6 protein-coding genes and 6 pseudogenes are annotated in these 13,187 nt (G+C 58.9%); 5 read left to right on the top strand and 7 right to left on the bottom strand.

Annotated features, from left to right (window positions below):
- Positions 1–8: 8 nt before the first annotated feature.
- Positions 9–1,349 carry an IS1380 family transposase gene (locus IQ26_RS33240; protein ID WP_145722606.1) on the top strand — a complete coding sequence of 447 codons (1,341 nt, stop codon included), beginning with the start codon at positions 9–11 and terminating at the stop codon, positions 1,347–1,349.
- Positions 1,350–1,776: 427 nt separating this feature from the next.
- Here IQ26_RS33240 and IQ26_RS33245 read toward each other — a convergent pair.
- Positions 1,777–2,086, bottom strand: a pseudogene (locus tag IQ26_RS33245) (DDE-type integrase/transposase/recombinase); the annotation flags it as partial.
- Positions 2,087–2,221: 135 nt separating this feature from the next.
- On the opposite strand from IQ26_RS33245, the pseudogene IQ26_RS33250 reads away from it, so the two are divergent.
- Positions 2,222–2,618, top strand: a pseudogene (locus IQ26_RS33250) (helix-turn-helix domain-containing protein); the annotation flags it as partial.
- 110 nt (positions 2,619–2,728) lie between these two features.
- Here IQ26_RS33250 and IQ26_RS33255 read toward each other — a convergent pair.
- The gene (locus IQ26_RS33255) at positions 2,729–3,520 is read right to left on the bottom strand and encodes a LuxR family transcriptional regulator (RefSeq protein WP_240547358.1); all 792 of its coding nucleotides are present in this window, start codon (positions 3,518–3,520) and stop codon (positions 2,729–2,731) included.
- A gap of 482 nt (positions 3,521–4,002) precedes the next feature.
- On the opposite strand from IQ26_RS33255, the pseudogene IQ26_RS33260 reads away from it, so the two are divergent.
- Together IQ26_RS33260 and IQ26_RS33265 are read left to right on the top strand one after the other, a co-directional pair.
- Positions 4,003–5,357: pseudogene (locus IQ26_RS33260) on the top strand (IS5 family transposase).
- 87 nt (positions 5,358–5,444) lie between these two features.
- Positions 5,445–5,885 (top strand): annotated as a pseudogene (locus IQ26_RS33265) (transposase); the annotation flags it as partial.
- 85 nt (positions 5,886–5,970) lie between these two features.
- Here the strand turns inward: IQ26_RS33265 and IQ26_RS33270 are convergent.
- The 3 genes from IQ26_RS33270 to IQ26_RS33280 all read right to left on the bottom strand — a co-directional run bounded on the left by IQ26_RS33270 (position 5,971) and on the right by IQ26_RS33280 (position 10,207).
- Positions 5,971–6,936 (bottom strand): PhzF family phenazine biosynthesis protein, encoded by a 966-nt coding sequence (locus IQ26_RS33270; RefSeq protein ID WP_145722593.1) that lies wholly within the window; start codon positions 6,934–6,936, stop codon positions 5,971–5,973.
- 68 nt (positions 6,937–7,004) lie between these two features.
- Positions 7,005–9,662 carry an AMP-binding protein gene (locus IQ26_RS33275; protein ID WP_240547359.1) on the bottom strand — a complete coding sequence of 886 codons (2,658 nt, stop codon included), beginning with the start codon at positions 9,660–9,662 and terminating at the stop codon, positions 7,005–7,007.
- Positions 9,663–9,955: 293 nt separating this feature from the next.
- Positions 9,956–10,207 (bottom strand): transposase, encoded by a 252-nt coding sequence (locus tag IQ26_RS33280; protein WP_145722608.1) that lies wholly within the window; start codon positions 10,205–10,207, stop codon positions 9,956–9,958.
- A gap of 386 nt (positions 10,208–10,593) precedes the next feature.
- Between IQ26_RS33280 and IQ26_RS33285 the strand changes: the two are divergent.
- Positions 10,594–11,752: pseudogene (locus tag IQ26_RS33285) on the top strand (IS110 family RNA-guided transposase).
- Between the two features lie 769 nt (positions 11,753–12,521).
- On the opposite strand, the pseudogene IQ26_RS33290 reads toward IQ26_RS33285, so the two are convergent.
- Positions 12,522–12,997, bottom strand: a pseudogene (locus tag IQ26_RS33290) (recombinase family protein); the annotation flags it as partial.
- Complete coding sequence (locus IQ26_RS39310; RefSeq protein WP_156090968.1) at positions 12,998–13,150, bottom strand: hypothetical protein; 153 nt, start codon at positions 13,148–13,150, stop codon at positions 12,998–13,000.
- Positions 13,151–13,187: the final 37 nt, after the last annotated feature.

Raw genomic sequence — 13,187 nt, forward strand, 5'->3', positions numbered from 1 at the left:
CACCCGCCATGAATGATCTTACGCTGCCGCTGAGCGGTTTGTCATCTGTGGGCGGCAAGGCCGTCGTCGCCCGCTTCGACGGCGGCATGCTGTCGTCCAACGGTGGGGTTCTGGCTCTGGCCGAGGTGGAGAAACGGCTGCGTGTGGCTGACCGTCTGGCGCGTTGCATCGATGATCCGCGCTGCCCGGACCAGGTCGTCCACAGCGTGGCCGATATGATCGGCTTCCGCATGAAGATGATCGCCGCCGGTTATGAGGATGGCAACGACGCCAACCGGTTGCGCTGCGATCCGGCCTTCAAGATGGCCCAGGATGCGCTGCCTTCGGGTCGGGATCTGGCCTCCCAGTCGACGCTGTGCCGGCTGGAGAACCTGCCCGGCATGCGGGAACTGGTCGCTATGGGTCGGGCGATGGTCGATCTTTACTGCGCCTCCTTCCGGCAGGTGCCGAAGCGGATCGTGCTGGACATCGACGACACGTTTGATGCCGTGCATGGCGGCCAGCAGCTTCGCCTGTTCAATGCCCATCACGACGAGTACGGCTTCCAGCCGATCGTGGTGTTCGATGGCGATGGCCGCTTCGTCGGTGCGGTTCTGCGGCCGGCCAAGCGGCCGAGTGGGGCAGAAATCCGCCCCCACCTGCGACGCCTGGTGCGGGCGATCCGAAGCAATTGGCCGAACACCCGGATCCTGATCCGGGCCGACAGCCATTATTGCAGTCCGCCGGTCATCGATTGGTGCCGCGCCAACGGTGTCGACTTCATTCTCGGCGTGGCGCCCACCACGACCCTGCACAAGCATGTCGCGGAGCTGGAAGTCAGCACGCTGGCGCGTTTTGAAGCGTCGGCGAAGACGGACAAGGTCCGCAGGTTCAAAGAATTCTTTGACGGCGCCGGCAGCTGGAGCCGTGTCGAGCGCATCATCGCCCGGATCGAGGTCGGCGCCCAAGGCGCCGACACCCGCTTCATCGTCACCAACCTTGCCGGTGGCAAGGCCAAGGCGCTCTACGAGGATGTCTACTGCCGGCGCGGCGCTGCCGAGAACCACATCAAGTCGTGGAAGACGCATCTCGCCGCCGACCGCACCTCCTGCACAAGAGCGACGGCCAACCAGTTCCGGTTGTTCCTGCATGCCGGCGCCTACTGGCTGATGTGGGGCCTGCGCGCCGCGATGCCGAAACGCTCGAGCTTCGCAGTCGCCCAATTCGACACGCTGCGACTGCGCCTCATCAAGATCGCCGCGCGGGTGGTCGAGATGAAAACCCAGATCCGCCTGCACCTGCCGACATCCTGTCCCGACCAGCGCATCCTGCGCATCGTCCTCGACCGCATTCCGCGGCTCGTGACGTAGCCGACAGGGCGCCAACGCCCCGAAACGAACCCGCCGGCCGCAACCTGCAAACCCCCGCTTTCCATCACGACGGATCACCGCCGGCGCCCAACCAGCTTGTCAAAAAGAACCGAAACGGCGACCAGATCAACACCTCAGGCCGCCAAACGTTCAGCGCTGTGCATAAACCCGGCTAGGGCCGTGAGGGCATCGCTTCGATGACCCTGTAGATAATGTTCGGGTCTTCCACCTGGATCTGAAGCTCGTGTTGAGGACGGTGAGGGCCGCCATTGCGCGTACCCTGTGTTTGCTATGGACGAGACCTTTTCCCTCACAAGTGGAAGCCGCTTGGTTCGATCACCCAACTTGACGAGCGTCACGCGGCGAGAGCATGCTGGCGAACAGAGAGACTTTGACTGTCTGCCCCATTTCCTTCCGCTCTTAGGACGTTGTCCGACACGAGCATGCAGGGATAGCCGCGATGCTCGGCGATAATGTCGAGCTCGCGGGCGACACGCTCGCCTGAGATCGAGTTGTCGACGACGGTGGTCAAGCACTCCCGGCTGAAGTCGTCGACGACGCACAGGATTCGGAAGCGACGGCCATCGGTCAGCGTGTCGGAGACGAAGTCAACCGACCAGAGCGCTGGTTGGCGCCCTGCGGGATCGCCATCGGCGCCCTCACGCCGAGCGCGCGCTTGTGGCCGCCGCGCTGCGCACCGTCAGCCGCTCCTCGCGATAGAGCCGGTAGAGCCTTTCCAGTTTACGTGTTTCGGTAATTCCCGGACACCATTTTCGCTAAATCCCGGACAGGTTCGGGAGCGGATTTGGTGGTCGGTTCTCGGCTGCGCCGTTCTCGCAGTTTGGCCTCTCACGATGATGTTGAGAGGGGCCATGCCGAGACGGAAGCAAGCGAGACGAACGAGCGTGAGGGACATCCAAGCGATCTTGCGCCTGACCCATGAGCAGGGTCTTTCGGTGCGTGAAGTGTCGGAACGGCTGAATATCTGCAAGACGACAGTATCGACCTATTTGCTACGGGCGCAGGAGGCCGGGCTGTCATGCTGGCCTCTGCCGCCGGGCCACGACGACGCGACGCTTGAGCGTCTGCTGTTTGGCCGGCCGGCCGTCTGCCGCAAGACCTGAGCGAACAGGACTTTGCGCTGATCGCCCGGGAGCTGAAGCGCAAGGGGGTGACGCTGACGCTGCTGTAGAGCAGGAATATCGCGCCGCCCATCCCGACGGATATGGCTACACCTGGTTTTGCGAGCACCTCGCCGCTTCAAGGGAGGTTAGTGGTGACTAGTCTGTGATCGTGCGGGCCTACACTCAAAGCCTGCTAGCGCCTCACCGCGGAATAGACCAATTCGCGAATCAAGAAATATTTCTTGGCGACCGCCGTTACAATTCGATAAGACCGAAACTTACTGCCTTTATCGCTGCTGCCGTTCTGCTAGCGGTTTCCAGTTTTCGCATTGCATTTTTTACATGGAAATTGACAGTATTCACTGATATTCCTAGTATCTTCCCTGTTTCCCACGACGATTTTCCTCGCGCTGTCCACAGAATACACTCTTTTTCTCTTTGGGAAAGAGTTGGGGTTTTCTCATTACCGCTCGAACTCCCGAACCCGGCGATCCTCAGATGGAAATGTATGGCGGCCAGTTGCAAGTAGGTGATTGTTCTATTTTGGAACTCGCGGTCCCCAGGTTGAGCAAAACTCATTATCGCAAAGCTGCCATCAGGACCGTGCAATGGAACACTAATGCCTGACCTTAGGCCAAACTTCGCAGCTTCTTTGAAGATGAGCCGTTCGTCTTCCGTCGTGTTTGCATCATTGTAGACCTCGCTCCATCGAAAGGCACCCGCCCGTTTTCGAACCGACCTGATGATGGGGGCTATCTTGTCATACCCCATTTCAAAGTAGCGGACCCGCCATTCATCGGGATAATTCAGCATCATTGCCGGATTGCTTCGGGCCGGCTTCAAAGCGTTTTGTTCCGGTGTAAGAGAGTCATAGGCAATCCACGGGCAATCAAAATTCAGGGCAAAAATAGATAACAGGTCGAACAACTGCTCGGATTGAGTAATGCCATCAGCCTGGTCGACGAAACGGCCGAACTTGACCTCAAATGCCTCCTTGGCTACCTCTGGGAAATTCATTGACGCGAACAAAGAGGTCTGGTCGGACAATCTAGTTGCCAACCCTTGAAATCGGGAGATCGCAGTCATCGGCGGTCGTTCCATAGTGTTAACTCCGCAGCCACTTGCGTTGAACGCGTGGCCGTCGCACGGGCGGGCATCGCCGGACCATATCACATCACTGGAACGCGTAACGTTATTTTGAGTTAAGGGTTCTTTTCTCCGGAATTATGAAGTGTTACGTTTTCCAAACAAGTGATTAAATTGAATTGTTTCGAACGTCTTACAAATTATGCGTATACAGTGGACGATTCTAACAGCCTTGATGCAAGCAGAGCCTTCTCTCGCTCTTAGACGGCTAGACGAGTCGTCCGTGAAGAACTCGGAAGGCTTTGATTCAATTTGGGATTCGGCTCCAGTTTTGCGTTTGATTTTGCCGAAAATAGTGGCTTTGAGCGGCGATTTCCGGCAAATTGAAAGCGTGCCCGTACGCGTGATTCGACTGTTGTGGCGAAGCTGCGAGGGAGCGAGCGATGCGGCCGAAGGAACGGCGCGAAAGCGGACAGACCGACCTGTTGCGATCCCGGCTCGACCAGATCCTCAACATGGATCATGCGCTGGTGAAACTGGCCCGGTCGATCGACTGGCGTTTCCTCGAACAACGGCTTGGCGCGGTCTATGACGACGATCCCGGCCGGCCGCCGCTGCCGACCCGGTTGATGGCGGGCCTGGCCATCCTCAAGTCGATGCACAACCTGTCCGCCGAGGCGCTGTGCGAGCGCTGGCTTGAGAACCCCTATTACCAGCTGTTCTGCGGCGAGGAGTTCTTCCAGCACCGCCTGCCCTTCGACCGCAGCTCGCTGACGCGCTGGCGTCTGCGCATGGGCGAGGAGCGGCTGATGGCCTTGCTCCAGGAGAGCCTTGCGGCAGCGACGCGGCTGGGGGCGGCCAAACCGGCCGACTTCCGTGCGGTGATCGTCGACACCACCGTGCAGGAGAAGGCCATCACCTTCCCGACCGACGCCAAGCTGATGCATCGGGCCCGCGAGCGGCTGGTGACGCTGGCCAAAAGACACAGCATCGGCCTGCGCCAGTCCTATGCGCGGGTCGGCAAGTTCGCGCTGATCAAGCATCAGCGTTATGCCCATGCCAAGCAGTTCAAGCGCGCCAACCGGGCGCTCAAGCGGCTGCGCACCATGCTGGGCGCGGTGATCCGCGACATTACCCGCAAGCTCGCCGGCAGCCCGAACTGACCCAGTTCTTCGCCCTGCCGCTGTCGCTTGCCCGGCGCGTCAGGGACCAGCGCCAGCGCGAGCGCGGCAAGAAGGTCTATTCCCTGCACGCTCCCGAGGTGGAATGCATCGGCAAGGGTAAGGCCCACAAGCCCTATGAGTTCGGCGTCAAGGTCTCGGTCGCCACCACGCTGCAGCGCAGCCGCGGCGGCCAGTTCGTCGCCCATGTCAAGGCGCTGCCCGGCAATCCCTATGACGGCCACACGCTGGCCACCGTCATTCCCGCCATCGAAACCGCGATCGGCGCCAATCTCGGCAAGATCGTCGTCGATGCCGGCTATCGCGGCCACAACGCGCCGAAGGACAAGATGTTCAAGGTCCATGTCGCCGGCTACAGGCGCGGCCTCACCAAGGCCATCAAGCGGGCACTGCGACGCCGGGCCGCCGTCGAACCGGTCATCGGCCATCTCAAGCAGGACCACCGCATGGGCCGCAACTTCCTGGCCTTCACCCAAGGCGACGCCAACAACGCCATGCTCGCCGCCGTCGGCTACAACTTCAGCCTCTTGCTCAACTGGCTGAGGCTTTTGTTTGCCTACTTCCTGGCGCTGCTTGCAACCGCTCCAGCGTCACCGGTCCAGCCACGATCAGCCTGACCTCCGCAGCTCAACCGCAATAGCCTCTGAAACGGGGCTCGCCTTCAACGCCGGTGCCGAAATGGCTTTCTTCACGGGCGACTAGACGAACTGGTCGTGTCCGACGATCATGCTGGGCTGGTCGCTGCGATCGGCGAGGTCGTCCCGTAAGCGGCCTGGCAGCGCTGCTACGTGCCCTTCCTCAGGAACGCGCTCGATCATCTGCCGCGCAAGCACGGCGACGACTGCCTGCAGGAGTTGCGCTGGCTCTATGACCGGCGCGACGTTGCCGAGGCCGATCTCGCTGCATAGATGGCCAAATGGTCGGCGCGCTATCCCCGGCTCACCGCCTGGGTCGAGGAGAACATCGAACAGACGCTCACCTTCTTCCGGCTGCCTTCTGGGGAGTATTGATCCGGCATCGACAGCCTGCTCCTGGTCAGAGCGCTCGCCGTCGAGACCCACGAAAACTGGATGGAGGCCAACCGCTACATCAACATGGACGATCTGCGCAAGCACAAGAAGCTCGCTCTACGCCAAGCCGCGTGACCAGCTTCATGCCCGCTCCATTTCAGACAACCCAACGGATCAGGTCCATTTACCTCATTCCCCTGCTATTTTCCCACCTGCAAGTTCATTTGACAGTCTCATCAACTGGGATCATGTCCTTCAAACGTTTCCATGCAAACGCCAATTCGTGGTGCGCTTCTGGCGAGCTATCGTCCCGTCTGTTGGCCGAACCTAGCTTAGCTCTTCCTCCAACGATGAGGCGACCATCTGATGATGAGAGCTCGAGGACTCCCCCGCTCTCAGATGCCTGCAGCGCGCGCAAGTCCGTCCTATCCAGGACCCTCGACCAGTATGGATAGAGCTTGCAGTGCGCCGACACACAAACTTGATCCTCGTCGATTGCAATTCTCGGCGAAAAGAATCTTGATACGATATCAAATTCCCCGAGCGCCCCGTCCCGGTCAACCAGAGCCGTGAGAGCAACACCGCGGCAATCGATCCGCGCTATGCTTTGAAAATTCGGCTCATAGTCGAGAACGATACGTTCGTCGCCAACGACAACAACATAATCGTCATATGCCTTCCGAATCTCCTTAGCCGGGACACCCATGCATCGTTGGACAGCTTCATATTCCATGGGATCTGCCGAAACCGTGTCGATCATCGGAAACGCGACTTGTACGGCCTCGCCTTGCAGCCAAGCGTCGAGAAGCCCGCTCCGGGAGTGAAAGGAGATTCGATTGGACCGACCGTAACCGGCACGAAAAAGCCAATATGTCGCCGCCACCGTTCCATGACCACAGAGGTCCAGTTCGACATTTTGCGTGAACCAGCGAATTTCAAAATGGTCTGTCTCTTCCAAGGAGCGAAGAAACACTGTCAGGGGCTGGCCAAACCGTTGCGCCAGCTGCAGGCAATCCGCTGTTGCTGGATATCTATCATAGAGCACCACTGCCGCCGGATTGCCGGCGAAGCGGCCGTCTGCAAATGCATAGACCACCACTGACGGTGAATCGCCATCCGATTGCCTCGCATCAAACATTTCCTCACTCAAGGCTGGTGGTAGAATAAAGCCTTTTCCGGCTATCATATCTCAACTCCTAAGGTCGTCGGTCAGGACTTGTCACGTTTCGTCCAACCCACCGTTCAGCTCCAAGCCTAGGCAATCCTTGCTCCTTGGTTCTCGCTCGGATACGCGTGCCGCGCCTCGGTTCTAGCCCTCTCATGTAAGAACCCGTACGGATCGGTCCGCATGACGGGAACCAGCTTGGACTCCATGTCTCTTGCGTCCACCAACCTCGCGTAGGTCCCAGCTATTGCGAACTCCCGCAGAACATCTCTCATTTCGCGAACGTCACGCGTAGTGTCGTGTGCAAGAAACGAATACTCGGGTCGGCCCTGGATGTCGCGAATATAAACCGCCGCCGACACGTCAATCGGACCGCCTCCGAAGTCGGCGCCCCCCCGCAAGTTGATCGTCTTGCTGTAAGGTACATCTGCTAGGAGTTCGCACCTATGCACATGCGTAAAGCTTGACGTCCCTAGGCCAATGATCAAACCAGCTGAGCGGCTTATCTCGCCAAAAATCGAGTCGTCACCGAACGGACTGCATCTCCACCAGTCGGTCTCGCACAATTCCTGCGTTCTCGGGCCGGTCACGACCATTGAATAAGCGGGATGTTTGGTGCGCCCAGCGGGAAGCTCTCGCATCACAAGATCGGCCAAAACTCCTGTTTCGGACTTGGTCTCTCTCCAATGAAAACGCTGCGTAGTGCAATAGCTCAAAGTGAACGCTGGCAGAATAATGGTGGAGGACGCGGAGATCCGCTCTATCCCTTCAAGAAGAACCGTTGTTGCCTCATTGGCAGCCACATTCCTTAAAGCTACAAGCGATGAGTGCAGTACAACGGTGCTGGGGGCCCGATGTTCAATGTATTCGATAATTTGAGCGAACTCGTCCCTAAATTCGGCATACTGTCCGCTCTTGCCTATGGCGCCCGCTTGATATCCGCTGCGATCGACCGGCTGAATGCGCCTTGCCCACTCTTCAAGCGATAGGTCTTGCTCTCGATAAACGTCGTCGCAGAACATAAGGCCGTTTTCAGCCAACTTGAGCTGTATCTTGAGGAAGTTTAGTGAATCTATATCGCACTTCCGAGCTGTTAAGCTGGGAAATACCCATCTTCTCGTGGCAGCGTGCACAGCTTCCAGCAAGTGATCCAACGGTGACCCTCCATGTTCGGCCTGGGGCGTGGCATGGTTCAGATTCACCCTAAGCGCCTCCTTGGCAATTCTCTCAAGGGCACGCTGGTCGAGTTTTCCATTGGCAGTAAAAGGAAGCTCAACAAGAGGCACAACGACCCTCGGAACACGATCATTCGGCAGGGCATCCATGAGCTGCCGATGAACTTCACCCACGTCAGCGCTTGCGGGCGTCACTATGCAGACCAAATCCTGCCCCGTGTTGTCGTCTCTATCTACCACGACGACCGCTGATCCCGTGCATAGGCCCGTCTTGTCGATGGCGCTGGTAATTTCCCCTTTCTCCAGTCGGGTTCCTCTATACTTAATCTGGTCGTCGTTTCTTCCGAGAAAACGCAGTCCATTTTCTTTCGAAGCCACGACATAGTCCCCAGTGCGGTACAGCACTTGTTCACCATTGGCCGTTAAGAATGGCACGAAGCGCAGTTTCGACTGGACTTCGTCAGCTACATAGGCTTGGGAAGTCTGCACGCCTCCCACACAGAGCTCGCCCTCGACTTCAAACCCAACGTCGGAGTTGGTTTCGTCAAGCACGTAGAAATCAACGTTGGATGCTGGTTTGCCGATGAACACCGGGAGGTCTGCATCGCCACGACGGCAATAGTGGTAGCTAACCGCAACACAGCACTCGGTCGGACCGTAGCTATTTATTAATGTAGCGTTCGGAAAAATCGAGTAAAATCGTCGCCTGACCGAATCCGGCAAGGATTCACCATTGCAGACTACATATTTTAGATTGGTAAACCGCTCCGCTACATAGGGGAGAGGCTCGAGAGTTCCAAGGAAGCTTCGCAGCAGTGTTGGAACCATCTGAATAACGTTCGTGCCGCTTTGAATTAGGAACTCGATTGTTTGGATGATCTGATCTTGCAGTTGCGTTGTAGGCAAGACAATTGTCCCGCCGGTCGCAAATGGTAAGAAGAACTCGGGGATGGACACGTCGAATGCTGGTCGCGTAAGCTGCGAAATGCTGGCGCCGTCCGAGAATTCGATCATGTCGATATACCAGTCGACCAAATTGAGAAGAGCTGCCTGGGAAACCGGTACTCCTTTCGGGATTCCCGTGCTCCCGGAGGTGTGCATGATGTATGCTATGTTTGAGAACGCTGAGTTGATGCCACCGCGCGTCGGAAGACGCTCAACGCGCATCGAACCACTTGGATCCGGTCTGACAATCGCTTTGGCGTTCGTGTTGCGGACTATATGGTCCAACCGCTGATCGGAATCCGATGGATCAACAGGCACGAAGGCAACGCCCAGCATTTGGGTAGCAAGAATGACGGTGATAAAATCAACCGATCGGGGAAGCTTGACAATAACTGCATCACCGGGGAGGATGCCGATGACCTCGAAGCGCCCCACGAGATTGGATGCGGACGTCCCCAGCTCCCGGTAGCTTATGTCGCAATTCTCGTTCGTACGCACAGCCGTGTTCGACGGAAATTTATCCAAAGTCTTCGCGATAACATCAGCAATCTTGTCGTGACCAAATCGCGACGGCCGGCGCGGACCGGACAGGATCGGCGTTAGAGGTTGCATCGTCAGGGGCTCCATTACAGTCTCCCTCATCCATCACGTGGTTTTTACGAATCCAGGTCACTTCGGCCGTGACGAGGCTCAAAACAGCCAGCAGGCCACTAGAGCGCTGCAAGTATCATCTTCGTATGGCGATGGCGCCCGGCCGCCGTCGTCAATGACAGGACTTGGAAATATAGAGTCTTGGTGTTTTCAGAAACTGCCAAACTTGGTGGCTTGACGCTGGCCTACAATCTCAGCCTGCGCTGTCTGCAGGAGATTGTGGTGAGCGAGGTTTACTGGTTTAAAAGGGTGTCGCGACTAATCGTGCCTCATATCCAGCAGTTTTGAAGAAGTTTCGGCACTGAGTGGGTCGAAGAGGTCGCAGATGCGGCCCAGCACATGGCAGAGCGCCTCGAGGTTCTGGCTGCCTTCTTGCGCAGCAGCGCCTTGAGTTTTAAGAAGGCCATCTCGATCGGGGCGAGATCGGGGGAGCATGGCGGCAGGAACAGCAGCCATGCGCCGCGCCGGGGCACCAGTTCGGCGGCCCGCTCGCCCTTGTGGAAGCCAACATTGTCGAGGATGACGACGTCGCCTGGCTGGAGTTCGGGGGCTCAGTTGCGTCTCGTGCGTTCATCGGCGCGTCGACGATCATGGCGCAATCATGCCGTGGCAGCGCAGGCCCGCGATGAAGGTCTGCGTGTGCATTTGCCGAAAGGAGCATGCGTCTTGTAACGCTCGCCTTTCGGCGACCAGCCGGTGCGTTTGATTACGGTGTCCGTGCCCCTCGTCGAAATACGCAGACAACACGCTCACGCAACGCCATCGGTAGCGGCTTGCCCAGCGCGGTTCTCACTTCAACCCGCAAAGAATCACGCCGCAGCCTCAATGGGGGAAGCCGGAGAAGCTACGGGGCGAGCGCTGGCGGTATGGCACCATCGTCGTTCGATAGAAGCGACAGAGGTGCCCCATGACCCAGGTTAACGATTTGAGCCGTTCGCTGGTCTCGTTTGAGCAGAATAGCAGCGTGACGGTCGTTGTCGAAATGAGTGAATCGGGCTGGCTGGTGGCGGGACAGGTTCCCGGTCTCGAACGCCAGCCTCTGAAGCTGGAACCGGATCCAGCCGCGCTGCTGAGCCTGATGGAACGTTGGCGCGAGGAAGCCGTCAAGGCCGGCAGGACGATCGAGCGGATCGCGCTGGCCTTTGAGGCGAGACGCGACGGGTTCTGGCTGGCGCGGTGGCTGCGGGCGCGCGACATCGAGGTGCACGTCATCCATTCGACCAGCGTTGCGGTGTCGCGTGAGCATCCGTGCGAAGACCGGCCGGTTGGACACGGCGATGCTCATGCGCGTGTTCCTGGGCTGGCTGCGCGGCGAGCGCGGGCATTGCGGGATGGTTGCGATCCCCGCGCTCGAGGAAGAAGATGACAGACGTCCAAGCCGTGAGCGAGAAAGTCTGGTGGGCGAGCGCACGCGGATCATCAACCGCGTCAAGGCGATCCTGGCGTGGCTCGGGATCCGCAGCTTCAACCCCAAACTGCGCAGAGTGGTGGAATGCCTTGACGCGCTGCGGACACCGGATGGTGTGCCGCTGCCACCGAACACGGTTGACGAGCTCCGGCGCGATATGACCCGGCTCGCCATGATCCGCGAGAAGATCAAGGCGATCGAGGAGGCACGCCTCGCGCGTCTGGAACAGGCGCCGGTGACGGGGCCACATGCGATGGTGCGTCTGATTGCCAGTGTCATCGGCATCGGCGTCGAGACCGCCGACATGCTGGTGCAGGAGGTGCTATCCCGCAACCTGCGGGATCGCCGGGCGGTTGCCCGCTATGCGGGGCTCACTGGCGCGCCTGACGAGAGCGGTTCCAAACGGTGGGAGAAAGGCTTGGCGAAGGCCGGTAACGCCCGAGTGCGCCGCGGGCTGATCCAGCTCGCCTGGCGCTTCCTGCGGTTCCAGAACGACAGCGCGCTCGCCCAATGGTTCCGCGCGCGAACAGATGGCCCGAGCGGTTCGCGCAAGACGAAAATGATCGTAGCGCTCGCCCGCAAGCTGCTCATCGCGTTGTGGCGCATGGTCACGATCGGCGACATCCCGGCCGGCGTCGCGCTGCGGCAGCCGGCCTGAGCAGGTCTGGGAGGAACCCAAACAAGCAGTACAGCGTCCGGTCGGCTTTCCTGACTGGCCGTCGATGATCCGAGGTGGTGGTGACCCGAACAGAAACCTGGCTACGATGCCTTCTGGAGAATGGGCCCGCCGCCTCGGAGCCTTGCCGCCGAAGCGAATGGATGCTTCATGGTCGGGATCCAGCACGGATCCCACCGAATACAAGGTCGCGGCGCATGTGTTGCGTGCGACGGCGGGCTCCCCTCGGATCCTCTCAAATCAGGCGGGCTGGTTGAAACGGAAGGCAGCCCAAATGGCTTGACAAACAAATCCCCATACAAGCCTTCTGTGAGGTCCGCACGCTCAACGGAGCACACCCGCTGGTCTTCGGACCTCATTGCAAGATCCCATGGGGCGTGGATAGCGACCACCTCAGCAGGCAGACTGAGGATGCATATCCGTTCAACCTGGAGGCGACCAATGTCACTCGATCCTACCGCGAAGAACCGACGGCTATCCGAACCAATCTTGGTGCCATTTTCGTCTCATTGGAACTCTTATGTTCAAATGCAAGTGGCATGGCCACGACTGTTCATCCCGCCAATAATGGCTGGTCCTGCATAGTGTAGCTGATGCGCAATTAGGAGACAGGACCTCAAGACGACGGTTTGCAAACTCTTATACGCGGGTTGGATACCGCATTTCCGTGTGTACGCCTGGGGCTGCTTCTATCTTAGTACGGGCATCGACGTAGTCGGCCACTCAGTTCCATCGAAGATTCCCCGACCGGGCGGCGGGCTTTCTGCTTCAGTGCCTCCTGCGAGCGCTGACGGAACAGTGACAACTCGAGCTCGCTCATCGTGCCTTTCATGCCAAGCAATAGCCGATCATTGGGATGCCGAGGATCGTAGATTCCGTCCTCGTCGACGATGACGGTCCCGACCAATCCACAGAACTCGATCAGCGTATGCCAGTCGCGGCCGTTGCGCGCCAACCGAGAGGCCTCGATCGCGAACACGGCTCCCGCATGCCCTTCACAGATAGCCCCCAGGAGCCGCTCGAAACCTGGTCGATGGACGCCGCCCCCCGAGCGGCCGAGATCATCGTCGATGACTTCGATCGTGGCCAGCCAAACTGCCGAGCGCGATCGGCGAGCCCGTATTGCCGGCGCCGGCTCTCCTGATTGTGCATAAGCTGATCGGCCGTCTACTGACGGATATAGACGAAGGCGCTGCGCGCAAGATGCTCAGCCGTGATCTTGGTCATTTACGATCTCCCGTTTGCTAGTGCCATCGCGATCTCGCGCAGCAGGGTCTCCACCAGCAACGCCAACTCGGTCTCCTGGGCGGGTGTCAGCAAAACGCTTGGCTCGCCCACTTCGAACAGGCTTGGTTGGGGACTTTCGAATTGGCGCTTCATTCTGGCCTTTCTCCGTCGTTGAGTCGGACTGGAGAAA

This window comes from Mesorhizobium tianshanense (assembly GCF_007830515.1).
GTDB lineage: Bacteria > Pseudomonadota > Alphaproteobacteria > Rhizobiales > Rhizobiaceae > Mesorhizobium > Mesorhizobium tianshanense.

Excerpts from the sequence above, each read along its gene's own strand:
- IQ26_RS33240 (WP_145722606.1), top strand. The coding sequence starts at position 9 with ATGAATGATCTTACGCTGCCGCTGAGCGGTTTGTCATCTGTGGGCGGC.
- IQ26_RS33270 (WP_145722593.1), bottom strand. The coding sequence starts at position 6,936 with ATGATAGCCGGAAAAGGCTTTATTCTACCACCAGCCTTGAGTGAGGAA.
- IQ26_RS33275 (WP_240547359.1), bottom strand. The coding sequence starts at position 9,662 with ATGGAGCCCCTGACGATGCAACCTCTAACGCCGATCCTGTCCGGTCCG.
- IQ26_RS39310 (WP_156090968.1), bottom strand. The coding sequence starts at position 13,150 with ATGAAGCGCCAATTCGAAAGTCCCCAACCAAGCCTGTTCGAAGTGGGC.